The 17,365-nt window shown below is 63.7% G+C and carries 18 protein-coding genes and 1 pseudogene; 13 read left to right on the top strand and 6 right to left on the bottom strand.

Annotated elements, in window-relative coordinates; translation table 11 throughout:
• Positions 1 to 5 precede the first annotated feature (5 nt).
• The 11 genes from argF to ABFY71_RS08740 all read left to right on the top strand — a co-directional run bounded on the left by argF (position 6) and on the right by ABFY71_RS08740 (position 8,467).
• Positions 6 to 1,007 carry an ornithine carbamoyltransferase gene (argF, locus tag ABFY71_RS08690; RefSeq protein WP_347945607.1) on the top strand — a complete coding sequence of 334 codons (1,002 nt, stop codon included), beginning with the start codon at positions 6 to 8 and terminating at the stop codon, positions 1,005 to 1,007.
• Positions 1,008 to 1,010: 3 nt separating this feature from the next.
• Positions 1,011 to 1,940, top strand: a complete 930-nt coding sequence (gene arcC / locus ABFY71_RS08695) for a carbamate kinase (RefSeq protein ID WP_347945609.1) — start codon at positions 1,011 to 1,013, stop codon at positions 1,938 to 1,940.
• Between the two features lie 64 nt (positions 1,941 to 2,004).
• The gene (gene atpD / locus ABFY71_RS08700; protein ID WP_347945610.1) at positions 2,005 to 3,387 is read left to right on the top strand and encodes a F0F1 ATP synthase subunit beta; all 1,383 of its coding nucleotides are present in this window, start codon (positions 2,005 to 2,007) and stop codon (positions 3,385 to 3,387) included.
• Entirely contained in the window at positions 3,384 to 3,797 is a 414-nt protein-coding gene (locus ABFY71_RS08705; RefSeq protein ID WP_347945611.1) for an ATPase, read from the top strand. The genes atpD and ABFY71_RS08705 overlap by 4 nt, the downstream gene beginning before the upstream one ends.
• Entirely contained in the window at positions 3,794 to 4,075 is a 282-nt protein-coding gene (locus ABFY71_RS08710; RefSeq protein WP_347945612.1) for an AtpZ/AtpI family protein, read from the top strand. The genes ABFY71_RS08705 and ABFY71_RS08710 overlap by 4 nt, the downstream gene beginning before the upstream one ends.
• Positions 4,072 to 4,368: an N-ATPase subunit AtpR gene (locus tag ABFY71_RS08715; protein WP_347945613.1), complete on the top strand. Its 297-nt coding sequence runs from the start codon at positions 4,072 to 4,074 to the stop codon at positions 4,366 to 4,368. Before ABFY71_RS08710 ends, ABFY71_RS08715 begins: the two co-directional genes overlap by 4 nt.
• Positions 4,359 to 5,045, top strand: a complete 687-nt coding sequence (locus ABFY71_RS08720; RefSeq protein WP_347945614.1) for a F0F1 ATP synthase subunit A — start codon at positions 4,359 to 4,361, stop codon at positions 5,043 to 5,045. Before ABFY71_RS08715 ends, ABFY71_RS08720 begins: the two co-directional genes overlap by 10 nt.
• On the top strand, positions 5,042 to 5,326 hold the full coding sequence (locus ABFY71_RS08725) for a F0F1 ATP synthase subunit C (RefSeq protein ID WP_347945615.1): 285 nt from the start codon (positions 5,042 to 5,044) through the stop codon (positions 5,324 to 5,326). Before ABFY71_RS08720 ends, ABFY71_RS08725 begins: the two co-directional genes overlap by 4 nt.
• A 1-nt stretch (position 5,327) precedes the next feature.
• Positions 5,328 to 6,086 carry a F0F1 ATP synthase subunit delta gene (locus ABFY71_RS08730; protein ID WP_347945616.1) on the top strand — a complete coding sequence of 253 codons (759 nt, stop codon included), beginning with the start codon at positions 5,328 to 5,330 and terminating at the stop codon, positions 6,084 to 6,086.
• Complete coding sequence (locus ABFY71_RS08735) at positions 6,076 to 7,590, top strand: F0F1 ATP synthase subunit alpha (protein WP_347945617.1); 1,515 nt, start codon at positions 6,076 to 6,078, stop codon at positions 7,588 to 7,590. Before ABFY71_RS08730 ends, ABFY71_RS08735 begins: the two co-directional genes overlap by 11 nt.
• Positions 7,574 to 8,467, top strand: a complete 894-nt coding sequence (locus tag ABFY71_RS08740) for a F0F1 ATP synthase subunit gamma (RefSeq protein ID WP_347945618.1) — start codon at positions 7,574 to 7,576, stop codon at positions 8,465 to 8,467. The genes ABFY71_RS08735 and ABFY71_RS08740 overlap by 17 nt, the downstream gene beginning before the upstream one ends.
• A gap of 59 nt (positions 8,468 to 8,526) precedes the next feature.
• On the opposite strand, the gene ABFY71_RS08745 is transcribed toward ABFY71_RS08740, so the two are convergent.
• The 3 genes from ABFY71_RS08745 to ABFY71_RS08755 form a co-directional block, all read right to left on the bottom strand.
• Positions 8,527 to 9,258: an ABC transporter ATP-binding protein gene (locus tag ABFY71_RS08745; protein ID WP_347945619.1), complete on the bottom strand. Its 732-nt coding sequence runs from the start codon at positions 9,256 to 9,258 to the stop codon at positions 8,527 to 8,529.
• A complete protein-coding gene (locus ABFY71_RS08750; RefSeq protein ID WP_347945620.1) occupies positions 9,237 to 9,956 on the bottom strand; it encodes an ABC transporter permease in 720 nt (239 codons plus the stop codon). The genes ABFY71_RS08745 and ABFY71_RS08750 overlap by 22 nt, the downstream gene beginning before the upstream one ends.
• Before the next feature lie 71 nt (positions 9,957 to 10,027).
• The gene (locus tag ABFY71_RS08755; protein ID WP_347945621.1) at positions 10,028 to 11,017 is read right to left on the bottom strand and encodes an ABC transporter substrate-binding protein; all 990 of its coding nucleotides are present in this window, start codon (positions 11,015 to 11,017) and stop codon (positions 10,028 to 10,030) included.
• 322 nt (positions 11,018 to 11,339) lie between these two features.
• Between ABFY71_RS08755 and ABFY71_RS08760 the strand changes: the two genes are divergently transcribed.
• Both ABFY71_RS08760 and ABFY71_RS08765 read left to right on the top strand, forming a co-directional pair.
• Positions 11,340 to 12,266, top strand: a complete 927-nt coding sequence (locus ABFY71_RS08760; protein ID WP_347945622.1) for a diacylglycerol/lipid kinase family protein — start codon at positions 11,340 to 11,342, stop codon at positions 12,264 to 12,266.
• Entirely contained in the window at positions 12,263 to 13,090 is an 828-nt protein-coding gene (locus ABFY71_RS08765; RefSeq protein ID WP_347945623.1) for a metallophosphoesterase family protein, read from the top strand. Before ABFY71_RS08760 ends, ABFY71_RS08765 begins: the two co-directional genes overlap by 4 nt.
• A gap of 160 nt (positions 13,091 to 13,250) precedes the next feature.
• Here the strand turns inward: ABFY71_RS08765 and ABFY71_RS08770 are convergent, their stop codons facing one another.
• The 3 genes and pseudogenes from ABFY71_RS08770 to soxB all read right to left on the bottom strand — a co-directional run bounded on the left by ABFY71_RS08770 (position 13,251) and on the right by soxB (position 17,365).
• Positions 13,251 to 14,378 (bottom strand): c-type cytochrome, encoded by a 1,128-nt coding sequence (locus tag ABFY71_RS08770; protein WP_347945624.1) that lies wholly within the window; start codon positions 14,376 to 14,378, stop codon positions 13,251 to 13,253.
• A complete protein-coding gene (gene soxC / locus ABFY71_RS08775; protein ID WP_347945636.1) occupies positions 14,362 to 15,666 on the bottom strand; it encodes a sulfite dehydrogenase in 1,305 nt (434 codons plus the stop codon). Before soxC ends, ABFY71_RS08770 begins: the two co-directional genes overlap by 17 nt.
• A 59-nt stretch (positions 15,667 to 15,725) precedes the next feature.
• Positions 15,726 to 17,365 (bottom strand): annotated as a pseudogene (soxB, locus tag ABFY71_RS08780) (thiosulfohydrolase SoxB).

A 17,365-nucleotide genomic window follows, 5' to 3' on the forward strand; every position in this document is an offset into this window, starting at 1 on the left:
AAACCATGGCTTTCAATCTGAAGAATCGTCACTTTCTGACCCTGCGCGACTTTACCCCCGATGAAATCCGCTTCCTGCTGAAACTCGCGGCCGACCTCAAGGCCGCCAAATATGCGGGCACCGAGGTCGAAACCCTGCGCGGCAAGGAAATAGCGCTGATCTTTGAAAAGGACAGCACCCGAACCCGGGTCGGGTTTGAAGTCGCGGCCCACGATCAGGGCGCCACGGTCACCTATTTGGGCCCGACCGGCACCCATATCGGCCACAAGGAATCGGTGAAGGACACGGCCCGCGTGCTGGGCAGGGTCTATGATGCGATCGAATATCGCGGCTTTGGCCAGAGCATCGTCCAGGAGTTGGCGGCTCATGCGGGGGTTCCGGTCTACAACGGTCTCACCGACGAGTTTCACCCCACCCAGATCCTCGCCGATTTCCTGACGATGCAGGAGCATGCGGAAAAACCGCTGCGCGAGGTTGCCTATTGCTTCATGGGCGATGCGGGCAACAATATGGGCGACAGCCTGCTGATTGGCGGTGCCAAAATGGGCATGGATGTGCGCTTGTGTGCGCCTCAAAGCCTGTGGCCGACCCGCGAGATCCAGGACGAGGCGGCGGCCATCGCCCGTGAAACCGGCGCGTCCATCATGATCACCGAGGACGTGGACAAGGCCGTCAATGGCGTCGATTTCGTCTATACCGATGTCTGGGTCTCGATGGGCGAAAGCGCCGAGAAATGGGCCGAGCGGATCGACCTTTTGCAACCCTTTCAGGTCACGACTGAGGTGATGAAAAAGACCGGCAATCCACGCGCGCGGTTCATGCACTGCCTGCCCGCATTCCACAATACGGAAACCCAGGTCGGCAAGGACATCCACGAAAAGTTCGGCATTGAGGCGATGGAAGTGACAGACGAGGTGTTCGAGAGCCCGGCGTCCATTGTGTTCGATCAGGCAGAAAACCGGATGCACACCATCAAGGCGGTTCTCGTCGCCACGCTGGGGAATTAGACCATGCTCGTCGTTGCAGCCCTCGGCGGCAACGCGTTGCTGCAACGCGATCAGCCCCTGACCGCCGAAAACCAGCGCATCAATGCCCGGGTTGCGGCTGAAGCCTTGGCGAAAATCGTGTGGGCGGGACATCGCCTCGTGGTGACCCATGGCAACGGTCCGCAGGTCGGCCTGCTGGCATTGCAGGGGGCGGCCTACAAGCCGGACGAGGCCTATCCGCTGGACGTGCTGGGCGCGGAAACAGGCGGCATGATCGGCTATATGATCGAGCAGGAGCTTGAAAACGCGCTGGACCATTCCCAACCCGTGGCAACTCTTTTGACGCAGGTTGTGGTTGATCCGCGCGACCCGGCGTTTTCCAGGCCGACCAAGTTCATCGGCCCGGTATACAGCCGCGAAGAGGCCGAAGCGCGGGCAAAGGCCGCCGGATGGAGCATCGCCGCGGATGGCGCGCAATGGCGCCGCGTTGTCGCCTCGCCCCAGCCGCTCGAAATACCAGACCTGCGCGTCCTGCGGCTGCTGTTGGATCAGGGCGTGATCGTGATCTGTTCCGGCGGCGGCGGCATCCCCGTCATACGCCAACCCGACGGCAACCTCTCGGGTATCGAGGCGGTGATCGACAAGGACGCGGCGAGCGCCCTGCTGGCGCGCGAACTGGGCGCCGACGCGCTGCTGCTTTTGACCGACGTTGCCGCCGTGATGCGCGATTTCGGCACACCCGATCAGGCAGCCATCGGCGCGATCAGCCCCGAAGAGGCGCAAAAACTCGCGCTGCCTGCCGGGTCGATGGGCCCCAAAGTCACCGCTGCCGCCGGCTTCGCTGCAGCCACCGGTGGGCTGGGCGGGATCGGGCGGCTGGATCAGGCGGCGGACATCCTCGCCGGTCGGGCCGGGACGCGAATTTCCTCTGTCACCAAAGGAACCACAGCGTGACACCCCACCGAAGCAAAATCTTGCTCATCACCGGGGATCGGTATCGGCACGATGGCGGGCTGATATGACAGCTCCCGACAAAAGGCGCGCGGAGGGTCGGATCGTGGCGGTGCGCGGCGGCATTGTTGATGCGTTTTTTCCCGAGGGCGGGCCCGAACTTGATGACCTCCTCTATGCGGGCGATGTGGCCTTGCAGGTCATGTCATTCGTTCAGGGGGGCGCCGCCCGCTGCATCGCACTCCACCCGGTGCAGGGCCTCGGCCTCGGCACGACTGTGCGCGCCACTGGCGGTCCGATCAAGGTGCCGGTGGGCGAGGCGGTGCTGGGCCGAATGCTCGACGTTTTCGGCGATCCCATCGACGGTCTGCCCGCGCCCGAGGCGGCGGACCATCGCTCGATCCACCGCGCCCCGCCGCCCCTCTCCGACCGGATCCTGCGGGCCGAGGTGCTCGAAACCGGCATCAAAGCGATCGATCTGCTGGCCCCCATCGAACGCGGCGGCAAGACCGGTCTGTTTGGCGGGGCGGGTGTTGGCAAGACCGTGCTGCTCAGCGAGTTGATCCACAACACGGTCGAGCATCACCACGGCGTCAGCCTGTTTTGCGGCATCGGCGAACGCTCCCGCGAGGCCGAGGAACTGTGGCGCGAAATGGGCGAAGCGGGGGTGCGCGACCGCATGGTGATGCTGTTCGGCCAGATGAAAGAAAGCCCCGGCGTGCGGTTTCTCGTCGGCAAATCGGCCCTTACCATGGCCGAGTGGTTCCGCGACGACCGCAAGCAGGACGTGCTGCTGCTGATCGACAATATCTTTCGCTATGTTCAGGCCGGGTCCGAGGTGTCGGGCCTGATGGGCCGCATGCCCTCGCGCGTGGGCTATCAGCCGACGCTGGCAACCGAACTTGCTAGCTTGCAGGAGCGCATCGCCTCCACCAAAGCGGGGGCGATCACCTCGATACAGGCCGTCTATGTCCCCGCCGACGATTTCACCGATCCGGCAGCAGCGCATATTTTTTCCCATCTCTCGGCATCCGTCGTCCTGTCCCGCAAGCGCGCCGCCGAGGGTCTTTACCCCGCGGTCGATCCGCTCGCGTCATCATCGGTGATGCTGACGCCAAACGTTGTCGGCCAGCGCCATTATGACATCGCCCGCGCGGTGCGCCGGACGCTGGCAGAATATGATGATTTGCGCGATATCATCGCCATGCTCGGTATCGAGGAGCTTTCGGCCCATGACCGCGCCGTGGTTGCCCGGGCGCGACGGTTGGAACGGTTCCTGACGCAACCTTTCGCCACTGTCAGCATGGCGACGGGCCCCCAAGGCCAGATGGTTCCGCTTGAGGCGACGTTGGCGGGGTGCGAGACCATCCTTGCCCAGGACAAGTTCGATCGGCCCGAGAGCGACTACTATATGATCGGCGCACTGCCGGTGACGGAGGTTGCCGCATGAGCATGGCATCCGAAATGCACGTCAGTATCCGGCTGCCCGGGAGCTTGCTCTACCACGGCACGGCTACGCGCCTCAACGCCGAGGGACCGCAAGGCGCTTTCGGCATCTTACCGAACCATGTGGATTTTGTTGCCGCGCTGGTGCCTTCCGTACTGCTGTTGACCGAGGCCGACAGTACTGAGCGCGTATTCGGTATCGACGAGGGCGTTCTGGTCAAGAAGGGCCACGGCGTCGAGATCGCGGTGCGCGGCGGCGTCGAGAGCGCCAATCTTGCCTCGCTGCACGAGACCGTGGGCAAGTTCTTTGCCGGAGTCGAGGACGAGGAACGGGTTGCCCGCTCGGCCCTGTCACGTCTTGAGGCCGACATGGTGCGCCGCTTTGCCGGCTTGCGGGGAGAGCCACGCCCATGACCAACGACCACGACAAAGAGGACCGTATCGGGCGCGATGCCGCCCGCAAGCAGGCAGCCCGGGACAATCCCGGTCCCAGCCCGTTGCGCGGCATCAGCGTCTTCGGGATGATCGGCTGGGCCGTCGCCGTGCCAACCGTGGCCGGTGCCTTCCTCGGCCTCTGGCTTGACGGCGCCTGGCCACAGGCATTTTCGTGGAGTGTTGCGCTCATCCTCGGCGGCGTCGTGATCGGCGCCTTCCTGGCGTGGCGCTGGATGGACAGGGGGAACACCGGATGATCACTATCGACTGGCCCCTCCTCGCCATCGGCCTTGGTGCCGGGGCAGTTGCCGCAGCGCTGTTCTTTGCCGGTCTTGGTCTGGGAATGCGGCTGGCGCTGCGCACGGCCCATCCCCTGGCCGTGCTTTTGCCGAGCGCTGCGCTGCGCATCGCGCTGCTGCTCGCTGCCGGCTGGTGGGTGGCAACCCTTGGTGCTGTGGCACTGCTCGGCTTCGCGCTCGCCTTTTTTGTCGTCCGGCTCGTCTTGGTCGCGGTGCTTCGTCCGGCACAGGAGGGTGAAGCATGGAACTGAGCCCCGACGAGAGCATCGTCTTCTACGTCGGGGCCTTTGGCGTGAACGCCACCATTGTCTTCACCTGGGGCGTCATGGCGCTGCTCACGCTCGCCTCAATCCTTGTCACTTGGTCGCTCAAGCCCGAAGTGCCGCCCGACCGCTGGCGCACCACGCTCGAAACCATCGTCCTGGCCATTCAGGCCCAGATCGACGAAATCAGCGCCCGCCCCGACCGCCGCCTGCTCTATTTTTCGGGCACGCTGTTTTTGTTCATCGTCACCTGCAACCTTTTGATGGTCGTCCCCGGTTGGCGTTCGCCCACTGCCTCGCTGTCCACGACCACCGCGCTGGCGCTCGCCGTGCTGGTCGCTGTACCGCTTTTTGGCATCGGTGCGCGCGGCCTGGGCGGCTATCTGCACAGCTACATGGAGCCCAATATTGTCATGCTCCCGTTCAACATCATCGGCGAGGCATCGCGCGGCATCTCCCTGGCCATCCGTCTCTACGGCAATGTGATGAGCGGGGCGGTGATCGCCGCGATCCTGCTCGGCGTAGCACCCTTCTTCTTTCCGGTGGTGATGGACATGCTCGGCCTGCTGACCGGCGTCATTCAGGCCTACATCTTCGCCATCCTCGCCACTGTCTACATCTCGTCGGCAACAGCCATTCCCGCACCCGCACAGGAGTCATCATGACCGACCTCGCCATTATTGCCGCCATCTCGATCTTCACCGCCGGGCTCACCGTGTCCTTTGGCGCGCTTGGCCCTGCGCTGGGCGAGGGCCGCGCCGCCGCGCAGGCGCTGTCGTCCATCGCCCAGCAACCCGACGCAGCGTCGACCCTGTCGCGGACCCTGTTCGTCAGCCTCGCGATGATCGAATCCACCGCCATCTACTGTTTCGTGGTCGCCATGATCCTCCTGTTTGCCAATCCGTTCTGGAATGCGGCACTCGAGGCGGCAGGTCAGGGCGTCTGACATGTCCATCGACTGGGTCACCGTCGTCGCACAACTGCTGAACTTTCTTGTGCTGGTCTGGCTGCTGAAACGGTTTCTCTACCGGCCGATCCTCGACGGCATCGATGCACGCGAGGCGGCCATTGCGACGCGCATGTCCGAGGCGACCCGCATAAGGGAAACGGCGGAAGCCGCCGAGGCTGACCACCGCGCCGAGATTGCCCGCCTGAAGGCAGGGCACGAGAGCGCACTCGCTGCAGTTCGCGAAGAGGCCGAAGCCGAGCGCGCTGCGCTGCTATCAGGCGCGCGTGAGCGTATCGCCCGCGAACTGGAGGCCCGTGAGGCTGACCGCATCGAGGAGGCCCGCCGCTACAGCGAAAGCCTGCATCAAAGGGGTGCCCAGGCTCTGCTCGCCCTGCTGCGCAAGGCGCTGGACGACCTTGCGGGCGAAACGCTGGAAGAGCAGATTGTCGCCCGCACGCTGACGCGGCTGCCGGACATGGCGGCCGATCTGCGTGAGGCGACGGGTGATAGCAGCGAGGCGGTAGTCACCACGCAACGCCCGCTGCCCGACGAACTATGCGCACGCATTCGCGACACGATTACCCAGGCCGTGCCCGGCAGCCGGGTCAGCTTTGAGACCGATGCCGCCCTGTCGCCCGGCCTGTCGCTGCGTATGGGCGGCGCGCAACTGGAGTGGACGGTCGAAGCCTATGTCGATGGGTTGGCCGACATGCTGGACGATGCCAGCCCGCGCAGAAAGCAATTCAATGCCGCGTGATACGACCGACGCCCTGTTGCAGGTGCTGCTCGACGCTCCGGCGCCCGAACCGAAACTGCAAGAGATCGGTCGGGTGTCCGAGATCGGCGATGGCATCGCCATTGTAATCGGCCTCGCCCGCGCCCTGGTGGACGAACTACTGGACTTCGGCGGTGGTCTCATGGGCATTGTCTTTGACCAGGAGCCGAACCGTCTCGGCGTCGTGTTGCTCGGTCCCTCCGGCCCGGTCGTGCCCGGATCGGATGTACGCCGCACCGGCCGTGTCGTCAGCGTGCCGGTGGGAGACGCGCTGCTGGGTCGCGTAGTCGACGCGCTTGGGCGGCCCCGCGACGGGCGCGGCCCGGTTGGGTCCGACCGCCAGCGCCCGATCGAGGCCGAGGCCCCCGGCATCCTTGACCGCGCCCCGGTCGCACGGCCTCTTGCCACCGGCCTCAAGGCTATCGACGCCGCGGTGCCCGTGGGCATGGGCCAGCGCGAATTGATCGTTGGCGACCGGCAGACCGGCAAGACCTCAATCGCCGTCGATGCCATCCTCAACCAGCGGGGCACTGTCGTTCTTTGCGTTTATTGCGCCATCGGCCAGCGCGGCGATGCCGTCGCCAAGGTCATTGGCGCAATCCGCAAGGGCGGCGTCATGGACAACACCATCATTGTATCAGCGGGCGACGAAGAGGCACCGGGCCTGTCCTGGATCGCCCCCTACGCCGCGATGACTATGGCCGAGGCGCTGGCGGCCACGGGCCGCGACATTCTCATCGTGTTCGACGACTTGACCCATCACGCCCATTCCTACCGGGAGTTGTCCCTGCTCTTGCGTCGTCCCCCGGGGCGCGAGGCCTTTCCAGGCGATATCTTTTACGTCCATGCCCGCCTGCTCGAACGCGCCGGTCAGTTCGGGGCGCGAATCGGCGGCGGTTCGATCACGGCCCTGCCGGTAATCGAAACCCAGGCCGAGAACCTTTCGGCCTATATTCCAACCAACCTCATCTCGATCACCGACGGGCAGATCTACCTCTCGCCGCGCCTCGTGCGGCGCAACCAGTTTCCTGCCGTCGATCTTGGGGTCTCGGTCAGTCGCGTGGGCGGCAAGGCACAGGCCCCGGCCCTGCGCGATGTGGCCGGTAATTTGCGCGTGACGCTCTCGCAGTTCGAAGAGTTGGAGGAATTTGCCCGGTTTGGCACCCGTCTTGACGACAAGACACAACAGACCCTGAGCCGTGGCGCCGCTGTCCGGGGGGCCCTGCGGCAGCCCGAACGCGATCCGATGCCGGCTGACGAGCAACTTGCCATCCTTGTCGCGGCAATGGCCGGCCTGTTCGATAACTTCGATGAGGCCAAGACCGCAGCGGCGGCGACCGCCATACGCAGGGCCATCCGCCACGCCAATGGCGAAACCCAGGAACTGCTCGGCTCTGGCCGCAGCATGACGCCCGAGGATCGGGCACAAATCATCGAGCTGGCCCGCGCCGCCATTGAGGAGAGTGTCGATGGCCCAGTCGCTTGAACGCCTGACCCGGCAAACGGGCACCATGCAAAGCATTCGCGGCATTGTTCGCACCATGAAGACGATGGCAGCGATCAACGCTGCCCCTTACGAACAGGCGGCCCGCGCCATTGACATCTGGCGCGACAATGTCCTTGACGGCCTGCATGCCTTTATCCGCGTCAACGGTCCCCTGGTGCAATCGGGCGGTACGGATGGGACCATTCTTGTGGTCATGGGATCGGATCACGGCCTTTGCGGCAACTATAACGAGATCGTGGCGATCGAGGCCAAGGCACACCTCACCCCCGACACCCGCATCCTTTGCGTCGGCGCGCAAATGCAGGACGCGCTGCGTGGCGAGGGCATGACGCCCGAGGTAACCCTGCTGCCCCCCGCGAATGCGGACGGGCTGAACCGTCTGGCGGGCGATCTCGTCACCCGACTGGAAGCGATGCGCGTTGACGACACCGCCATCGCCCTCGTCTTTACCCAACGCGCCGAGCACGGGCGGCAAAAAGCCATATGGCAATCGCTATTGCCGCTGAGTCCCGATCTGCTGGCCGCGCTCGCGGCGCGACCCTGGGTCTCGCGCAGCCTGCCGAGCCTTTCGATGTCTGCGCCGCAATTGCTGGCTGTTCTGATCCGCAACCTGATCTACGCCACCGTCTATCGTGCCTCTGCCGAGGCCTTGCTGACCGAAAATGCTGCCCGCCTCGCGCGGATGCAGCAGGCCGAGCAATCGGTCGATGAGCGCTTGGTGGACTTGCAGGCCGAAACCCGATCAGTTCGGCAACGCGAGATCACCACCGAACTCCTCGACGTCATCGTCGGCTTTGAAGCTCTAAAGGACCGGAACCGGAAACGACGGGGTTCGGGCGGACAAGGCGCGCCTTGAGCGAACCGCAAGGCGTGCGTCCCGCATCAAGGGCAATCACGCGGCCCGGTTTGCCCATGTCATTCACACTCTACGCCAGAGAAACTGTCCAGCAGCGTCCGGTATTGGCCCAGCACAGCCGCATCGCGCGCGGCGGGCGGGATCGGCAGGGCGATATCGGCGACGATCCGCGCCGGCCGATGATCGAGCAGGATGGCGCGGTCGGCGAGCCGCGCCGCGTCATCGGTCAGATGCGAGACAAAAACCACCGTCGGCCGGCCCTCGGCAATCAGGCGGCTGAACAATAGATGCATCTCGCCGACCAAGGTCCGGTCGAGCGAGACAAAGGGCTCATCGAGCAGCAACAGCCTGGCATTGACCGCCAGCGCCCGCGCCAGGGCCACGCGGCGCTGCATGCCGCCCGAGAGTTGATGGGGGTAGAGCGACCCGGACGTCGCCAGCCCGACCCGTTGCAGCGCCGTATGGGCCTCCTGCTCACTGCAGCCAGGGCTCGCTGCCCGGATATTGTCACTCGCTGTCAGCCAGGGCAGCAGACGCGGATCCTGAAACACAAAGCCGGGCGTGGACGCGGCGGCAGCGCGAACCCCGTCAATCTCGATGCTGCCATCAAAGGCCGTATCGATGCCGGCAATGAGCCGAAGCAGGGTTGATTTGCCGATGCCGGACGGGCCCACGAGCGCCACGACGCTCGATGGCGCAATATCAAGGCGCAGGTTCTCAAAGAGCGCCGCTGGGGCAGCCTCGAACCGCTTGACGCGGATATTGATGGTCAGGCGCGGACCGGTCGCCATCGCAATACCCGCCGTTCCAGTGGCTGCATAATTCCATACTCGAATACCACAACCACCGCGATGAAAGCGCTGGTATAGGCAAGGATGCCGGCAATGTTGAAGAACTGGAACATGATGCTGATGCGGTAGCCCACGCCCCCGTCGCTGCCCAGCACTTCAAACACCAGGACGATCTTCCAGATCAGGGACAGCCCAGTACGCGCCGCTGCCAGTACAAAGGGGGTCAGTTGCGGCACGAAGATCAGCCGGAGACGCCGCAGCGGCGACATCCGGAACACGGCACCCAACTCATCCAGATCATGGGAAAAACTGCGCACCCCTTCGCGCACGGTAGCGATGACCAGGGGCACCTTGTTCACGGTGACCGCCAGGATCAGCGCCAGATCATTCAGGCCCATCCAGATATAGAGAACGATGGCGACAACAATCGCGGGCAGATTGAGGCCGACCAGCAGCCAGCCCGAAAATAGCCGGTCCACCCAGCGGAGGCGGCCAAAGGCAATGCCGATCGCGGTGCCCAGCACCATGGCAATCGCAAAGGCGATGGCGACCCGGGTCAGCGTCCGGCCCAGATCAACCAGCAGCTTGCCTTGCGTGGTTTCAACCCACATCACCTGCGCCACGGCGATGGGCGAGGGAAACAGGCGGTGCAGGATCAGCATCGACAGCAGTTGCCAGAGCAGCAGCAGCAGCGGCAATGACAGTGCCTCAAGCGCGCCGGCCGGTGGCCGCCACGCGCTTGAGGGGCCGTTGGGTGCACCAGGAGAGGCTATTTTCGATAGCCCCGCCAGAATGTGCCGGCATCAAGCCGATCCTTGTCGCCGACCAGTTCAGACCCGCCATACTCAGCCATCAGTGCAAAGGCCTCCCTGGCCGCGCCCATTTGGTCGGGATTGTAGCTGGTGACAATGCCCAGGCGATAGTCGTCGCGCAATTGGGCAAACAGGGCATCGTCGCCCGCAGCGCCCATCAGCGTCTGCAGCGGCGTCCAGGCGTTGTCGTCACTGAGCAGCAATTGCTTGGCCTCGAACGAAGCATCAAGGAATTTGGTAATGGCCCTGGATTTGTCCGTGGCAGTCTCGTCGGTAAAGGTCCAACCGAGCAGCGGCGGTTGTTCGGAAACCCCCAATGCCTCAAACATCTCGGCCACCGAAATCAGCTCCACGGCCCCGGCAGCCTTGGCACGGGCATTCCAGTGCCAGAAGTTCAACGCAGCATCAACACCACCACTGGCCAGCAATTCGTTGACCAGCGGCGGCGCGCCATAATTGGCTGTGGCGTCGTCGATCAGATTGTCGCCCGTGACGCTGTTGTAATAGGCCTGAAGGGTCACCCAGCTCTTGTCGACCGGGCCACCGGCCACAGCGATGGTCTTGCCCTTGAGGTCCTTCACCGAGGCAATGTCACTGTCAGCGCTGACCATCACGCCACCAACGGCCAGCGAATGAGGCACCATGGTGACCTTGTTGCCCTGATTGCGCTGAATGGTGACCCAGACGAAGTCGGACAGAATCAAGTCGACCGCACCGGCCTGCAGCGCAATCTGTCCGGCCCGGCTATCGGCCAGCGGTCGGATTTGAAGCTCCAAACCGTGCTTGCTCGCCAGGCCATGGGCGATGATCGTCTCAATCTCCCACTGCACCGTGCCCGATTCCTGCACGCCGACAACCAGGGCGTCGGTGCCGCTAATTTGGGCCAAGGCCGGTGTGGCGAGCAGTAGCGTAATCGCCGCCGTCATCAATCTTTTGATCAGGCGCATGAGCCCCCTCCAGTTTTGCCCTATCGGTGGCATGTTGATTCAGTAGTGACTCCACTCTAGACCATGATGGAAGCGCAAAAGCACTGGCGGCGACGCTGTCCACAGTCGTCCCAGTTGATTGAACGACCTCCGGCGAGGGGTAGTCCCGCAGGTGGCATGGCTGCGCTTGTCCCTTTGACAGACCAGGCGGTTCGCGCTCGACATCAGGCAGCCTGGACCGCAGGGAGTTGAACTTTTGGGGCTTTCCTGAGGCACGACACGCAACGTCCACTGCGGACAGACGTTCCGATATGGCCCAAGCCACGCAGTGGAACGATCTGCCATGACCGACGCCACCTATTTCGTACTTCTCAACGCCAATGCTGGCACCGCCGATTCCGTCGGCGTGACCGCCGAAATGATTGGCAGTTTATTTGCTGCCAATGGCCTCACGGCAATCGTTGATGCCGACAGCGAACGCGACCTGACAACCCGTATAGAAAGTGCAATGGCAAGCGAGGCATCAATAATAGTCGCAGCGGGTGGCGATGGCACCATTACGGCCCTGGCTGCCGCGCTTGTCGGCTCTGACAAAAGCCTCGCCATTCTGCCGCTCGGCACCGTCAATGCACTCGCCAAGGATCTTCAAATCCCGCTGGATCTGCCGGCTGCGGTGGCTGCGTTAACAACGGGAACCCACCGCAGGATCGATGTTGGCGAGGTCAACGGTCGGGTGTTCCTGCACAAAGTTGTCGTCGGTTTGATCCCGGAACTGGCAGCGGGGCGCGAGCATATTCGCGGGCGTTACGATTTGTCGGCCAAGATCGGCTTTCTACGCTATTTCTTCCGACGTTTAATGCGTGCCAAGAGGATAGCCGTTGCCATCGAACACGATGATGGCGGGCGGCGTGTTGAGCGGGTGCAGGCGATAGCGGTGGCCAGCAATGCCTATGATGAAGGTGTGGGACAGTTCTTTTCACGACACCGTCTCGATGGTGGAACGTTGACCCTGTACATCCTGCGTCACCTCACAGCGGGTGATTTCTTTCGCCTGACCACCGGCATGCTGCTGGGCCATTGGAAGAGCGATGAAGCCCTGTCGATGGAAACCGTCAAGGGGGTGACCATCGACGCGCACAAACCCATGCTGAATGTGATGTTTGACGGAGAGATCGAGACCTTGCGCACGCCGCTGGCATTTACCATCAGGCCGCAGGCGCTCTCGGTTATCGTACCCGCCCCGACGACAGTTCCGGCGGAGGCAGCATGAAAATCCTCCATGTCTCTGACCTGCATTTCGGTCGCCACGACCCGGTGTTGGCCGAAGGCTTCGCGGACGACATCAATGCGCAAGATCCGGACTTGATCGTTGCCAGCGGGGACTTCACCCAGATCGGTACCAAACGGGAATTCCGACAGGCGCGTGATTTTTTGGACAAGCTCAGGGCGCCGGTATTTTCCGTGCCAGGCAATCACGACGTGCCAGCGGTGAACGTCTTCAGGCGGTTCATTGATCCGTATGGACTCTACCGCCGCTACATATCGTCCGATACCGAACCCTTCCTTGAAATGGATGGGGTGGCACTGGTTGGCATGCGGACGTCTCGCAGGGCCCGTCTCGAATGGAACTGGGGTCATGGCACAATCTCGCATGGCCAGCTTGAAGACCTGGAGCACCGCTTTGCCCAGGCATCTCCCGATGCCATACGGGTTATTGTCGCGCACCATCCCCTGCTGTTTCCGACTGCGCCAATGCTGCAGAAGACCAAACGGGTAAAGCGCGCCGACGAAGCACTCAAGACCTTTGCCAAGCTTGGTGTCCGCCTGGTGCTGTCCGGCCACTTTCATCTGTCCTATCTGCGCAAGCACGAAACCAAGGCGCCTTCCCACCAGGGAGAGCCACTGGGGCTGAGCAAGTCCACCGTCGCACCAATCCTGATTGCTCAAGCGTCATCAGCCATCTCCACCCGCCTGCGCGGTGAACCCAACGCCTACAATCTGATTGATATCAGTGCCGAACGGATTGTCGTGACTGTGCGCGAGTGGCGCGACGGAACCTGGCGCACGCGAGACAAGGCGAGCGAACCGCTCTGACTCGCCACAGCCAAAACGCCGACCCGCACTGCGGCGCTTTTGGTCAAGATTGGCCTGGTTTGGGCCGCCCGTCTCAACCAACGGGCAACCGAATCCAGGGGGGCGAAGGAGCAGTGGCTTCGCCGGTGCGGAGGACCGGCGAAGACCCCGAACGACCCGCCTATTCGATCCCTACCGCAGGCGCCTCGTTGTCGCCTGTGTCCTCTGGCGTCACGTCGAGGACGGCGGCATGCATCTTGATCTCGGCCTTGCCGGCGATGCAGTCGGTCATGCACGGCTCGTCCCTTGCGTAGTGAGCCTCTTCAGGACGGTCGTCGTCTTTGAAGTTCGGCTCGTTCGGCATCTCGATCGTGGCGAAGGTGTCCTTGGACAGTTCGAAATCCTCGTCCACGACGATATCGTTGAGATAGAGGATATAAGCGGTGAGGGCATAGACCTCGTCATCGGACAGCGACCGCGCATTGCCGAAGGGCATGGTCCGGCGCACATAGTCGTAGACGGTGGAGAGATAGGGCCAGTAGGAGCCAACCGTCTTGTTGGGCCGGTCGTGCGTGAGTGTGCCCTGGCCACCCGCCAGCACCGGCCAGCGACCGATACCCTCGCCGAAGTCGCCGTGGCAGGCCGCGCAGTTGTCGTCGTAGATGAACATGCCGTCGGCGACGGTGCCGCGGCCGTCCGGCAGCCCCAGTCCGTCGGGCCGGATGTCGATATCCCAGGCAGCAACTTCTTCGGCGGTTGCCTCGCGCCCGAGCCTGAGGACCAGGCCGTCTCCGGCCGCGGCCCCCTCAGGGGCAGCCGGCGCCGCCGCGGCCGGTGCCGGCTCTGGCTGAGCCATTTCTGCCTGCGCTGTTTCTGCCTCGGCTGGCTCCGGGGTCTCCGCCTCCGCTGCCGGGGCCTCTGCGGACGAGAAGGTCGCGAGATAGGCGAGCACATTGTCGCGGTCGGCCTCGGCCTTCAGCCCGGCAAACGCCATCTTGGTGCCTTTGACGACACCACGGGGGCTGGCGAGGTAGGCGGCAAGCGATTCCTCGTTCCAGACCAATCCGTCTTCGCCCGCTTTGACCATCGCCGGGGAATAGCGGTAGTCCTCGAGCCCCCCTGCGGTGCGGCCGAAGAGATCGTTGAGCTGCGGTCCCACCCGGTTCTGTGCGCCCTCGCCCACCGCGTGGCAGGCCTGGCACTTGCGAAACACCGCAGCGCCGGCCTCGCGGTCACTTGCCGCGGCGACCGTTGTCAGGACCAGACCTGTCGCAAGGGCGGTCAGGCACGTCCTAAGAAATCTCGACATTTTCAACTGCTCCGTCGGGACCGACATGCCAGGTCTGGATCCCGTTATTGTGGTAAATGGAGTTCTCGCCACGGGCTGTGCGCAACTCATCCTTGGTGGGCTGGACAAAGCCGAGTTCGTCTACTGCACGCGACTGCAGGAACAGCTCCGAGCCATCCCAGTCGAATTCGTAGTAGAACCGGTGCAGCGCGCGCGGCAGGCTGGGACCGTCGATCCGCGCCGTGTGCCAGTTGCGTCCGCCGTCGATGGACACGTCCACCCGCTTGATGGTGCCGTTGCCGGACCAGGCGAGCCCGGAGAGCACGGTGCGGCCTCGACCATGGGTGATGGGCGCCTGGGGGCTGGGATTGGTGATCACCGACTTGACCTCCATCACCCAGGTGAAGCGGCGCGCGACGCCGTCCGCCAGCAGGTCCGTATACTTGGATGTCTCCTCACGCTGGTGCCATGGCTTGTCGCCGATCTCGAGACGGCGCAGCCACTTGATCCACATGTTGCCTTCCCAGCCGGGGACCACCAGCCGCAGCGGGTAACCCTGCTCGGGGCGGAGCGCCTCGCCGTTCATGGCAAAGGCAACGATGCAGTCGTCCATGGCCTTTTCCATCGGGATCGACCGGGTCATGGCGGAGGCATCTGCGCCCTCGGCCAGAAGCCAGGTGCCGGTGGTCTTGATGCCGGCCTCGTCAAGCAGGTCCTTGAGACGAACGCCGGTATAGACCACGCAGTGCACCATGCCGTGCGTGAACTGCACGCCGTTGAGCTGCGAGCCGCGCCACTCCATGCCCGAGTTGGCAGCGCATTCGAGGAAGTAGGCGTGGTTCACCCGCGGGAAGCGCTTCAGGTCCGCCATGGTGAACACCAGCTGCCGATCGACCAGACCATTGATCATCAACCGATGCTCGGTGGGCTCGATGATGGTGATGCCGGCGTGGTGGCGCTCGAAGCAGAGGCCGTTCGGCGTGATGATACCTTCCAGCTCGTGCAGCGGCGTGAAGTTGACCGACGAGATCGGGTCCGCCGTCAGCCAGGAAACGCTGCGCCGCACCACATTGCCTTCGAACTCCGAAGGCGTGCCGTAGGGGCGGGCGTCGACACCCTCGCCGGGATAGCGGTTCCAATCCTGGATCTCGGTGATGGCGGGATCGCCGGCGGCGAGGGCACGGCCGGAGGCCAGCCCGCCCGCCACGGCCGCTCCGCCAAGGAGGCCTGTTTTGAGGAAACTGCGCCGCGACGCCAGCGTCGAGTCCTCTGGAGCTGCTGCAGGCTCCCCTGGTCCGCTTCGAGTCATATCCACACTCATGTTTGTCACTTTGCGCAAGTCGGGCGTCCTTCTGTCGAAACGCGGGCTCAGATAACGACCTTGACTGATCGCTCCTCGGGCACGGTTACCGTCTCCAGCCGCGAGATGTAGGCTTCCATCAGGTCGTAAATGGCCGGCCCCTCCGTGGCTTCGTTGATCGATGCCCAGCCACCGACGACGTAGCTGTGATTGGCATCGAGCGGCTCCCCGCTGGCGGTCAGCCGCATATCGGAGATGCGGTTGCCGATGTCCTCATTGACGGCGCAGGTGTAGGTCATGCCGCCGACGCGGACCATGTCCCCGCCCTGCTGCAGGAAGGGATCCTTGTTGAAGAGGTTGTCGCAAACGTCCTCGAGGATGTCCTTGATCTGCGCGCCCGTCATCTCGGTCCGATAGACCTCCGGGTAGCTCATGGAGGTCACGGTATAGAGATCCTCGATGGTGATGTCCTGGCCCGGCAGCAGCGTTGTGCCCCATCGGAAGCCTGACGAGAGCGATATCTCGGTGTCGCGCTCCTCGATGATCCCCTCGCAGATGAGGTCGTCCCACGTACCGTTGAAATTGCCGCGCCGGTAGAGCAGGGATTCGGTGCGGCCGATAACGCGCGACAGCTCGTCCTGGTGCGGGTCGCGGAACTCGGCGATCTTGGCCGCCATCTCGGCGTCGGGCTCGATGACGTCGGAGAACACAGGGATCAGACTGGAACTGTAGCCTGTCACCTTACCACCGGAAACCTCAAGATCGATGCGCCCCAGATACTTGCCATGCGAGCCGGACGAGAGGATGAGGGTTCCCTCGACCTCGACCGCAACGGGCACGGCGTCGTGGGTGTGGCCGGTCAGGATCACGTCGAGGCCATTGATCATGCCTGCCAGCTTGCGATCGACGTCAAAGCCGTTATGCGACAGCAGCACCACCACCTCGGCGCCTTGCGCCCGGGCGCTGTCGATATTCTGCTGCAGCACGTCGGGGCGGATCCCGAACGACCATTTCGGGAACATCCAGCGGGGGTTGGCGATCGGCGTGTAGGGCATGGCCTGGCCGATGACCGCAACCCTGACGCCGCCCTTGTCGAAATAGGCGGTGTGCTCGAAAGCCGGCTCTTCCCATTCGTTATCGAAGATATTGGAGGCGAGGAAGGGGTAGCCCATGCTCTCGACGATCTCGAGGAAGCGCTCCTCGCCGAAGGTGAACTCCCAGTGGCCGGTCATGGCGTCGGGTTTGAGGAGCTTCATGCACTCGACCATGTCCTGGCCGTTGGTCTTGAGCGAGGTGTAGGACCCCTGCCAGGTGTCGCCGCCGTCGAGGAACAGCACCTTGTCTTCGCCGCGCTCGGCGCGGATGGCCTTGACCAGTGTCGCGGTGCGGTCGAGGCCGCCGAGCCGACCGTAGGAGCGCGCCAGATCGACATAGTCCACGAAGGTATGCGCGTAGGCGAGCGGGCTGCCGCGCTCGATGCCGAATGCCTTAAGGAACTCCTCGCCGACCAGATGCGGCGGAAGACCCGCATAGTCGCCGACGCCGATATTGGTATCGGGGGGCGGAAATAGACCGGCGCGAGCTGGCCGTGAACGTCGGTGAAATGGAGCAGTGTCACCTGTCCCTTGGCGTCGAAGCGCAGCAGATCGTCCTGCTGTTGATTGCCACTGAGATCTGACCCTCTGAGGGCGTAAATTTTCACTGAGAT

Source organism: Devosia alba (genome assembly GCF_039938915.1).
Taxonomy (GTDB): domain Bacteria; phylum Pseudomonadota; class Alphaproteobacteria; order Rhizobiales; family Devosiaceae; genus Devosia; species Devosia alba.

Excerpts from the sequence above, each read along its gene's own strand:
- argF (WP_347945607.1), top strand. The coding sequence starts at position 6 with ATGGCTTTCAATCTGAAGAATCGTCACTTTCTGACCCTGCGCGACTTT.
- arcC (WP_347945609.1), top strand. The coding sequence starts at position 1,011 with ATGCTCGTCGTTGCAGCCCTCGGCGGCAACGCGTTGCTGCAACGCGAT.
- atpD (WP_347945610.1), top strand. The coding sequence starts at position 2,005 with ATGACAGCTCCCGACAAAAGGCGCGCGGAGGGTCGGATCGTGGCGGTG.
- ABFY71_RS08705 (WP_347945611.1), top strand. The coding sequence starts at position 3,384 with ATGAGCATGGCATCCGAAATGCACGTCAGTATCCGGCTGCCCGGGAGC.
- ABFY71_RS08710 (WP_347945612.1), top strand. The coding sequence starts at position 3,794 with ATGACCAACGACCACGACAAAGAGGACCGTATCGGGCGCGATGCCGCC.
- ABFY71_RS08715 (WP_347945613.1), top strand. The coding sequence starts at position 4,072 with ATGATCACTATCGACTGGCCCCTCCTCGCCATCGGCCTTGGTGCCGGG.
- ABFY71_RS08720 (WP_347945614.1), top strand. The coding sequence starts at position 4,359 with ATGGAACTGAGCCCCGACGAGAGCATCGTCTTCTACGTCGGGGCCTTT.
- ABFY71_RS08725 (WP_347945615.1), top strand. The coding sequence starts at position 5,042 with ATGACCGACCTCGCCATTATTGCCGCCATCTCGATCTTCACCGCCGGG.
- ABFY71_RS08730 (WP_347945616.1), top strand. The coding sequence starts at position 5,328 with ATGTCCATCGACTGGGTCACCGTCGTCGCACAACTGCTGAACTTTCTT.
- ABFY71_RS08735 (WP_347945617.1), top strand. The coding sequence starts at position 6,076 with ATGCCGCGTGATACGACCGACGCCCTGTTGCAGGTGCTGCTCGACGCT.
- ABFY71_RS08740 (WP_347945618.1), top strand. The coding sequence starts at position 7,574 with ATGGCCCAGTCGCTTGAACGCCTGACCCGGCAAACGGGCACCATGCAA.
- ABFY71_RS08745 (WP_347945619.1), bottom strand. The coding sequence starts at position 9,258 with ATGGCGACCGGTCCGCGCCTGACCATCAATATCCGCGTCAAGCGGTTC.
- ABFY71_RS08755 (WP_347945621.1), bottom strand. The coding sequence starts at position 11,017 with ATGCGCCTGATCAAAAGATTGATGACGGCGGCGATTACGCTACTGCTC.
- ABFY71_RS08760 (WP_347945622.1), top strand. The coding sequence starts at position 11,340 with ATGACCGACGCCACCTATTTCGTACTTCTCAACGCCAATGCTGGCACC.
- ABFY71_RS08765 (WP_347945623.1), top strand. The coding sequence starts at position 12,263 with ATGAAAATCCTCCATGTCTCTGACCTGCATTTCGGTCGCCACGACCCG.
- ABFY71_RS08770 (WP_347945624.1), bottom strand. The coding sequence starts at position 14,378 with ATGTCGAGATTTCTTAGGACGTGCCTGACCGCCCTTGCGACAGGTCTG.
- soxC (WP_347945636.1), bottom strand. The coding sequence starts at position 15,666 with ATGACTCGAAGCGGACCAGGGGAGCCTGCAGCAGCTCCAGAGGACTCG.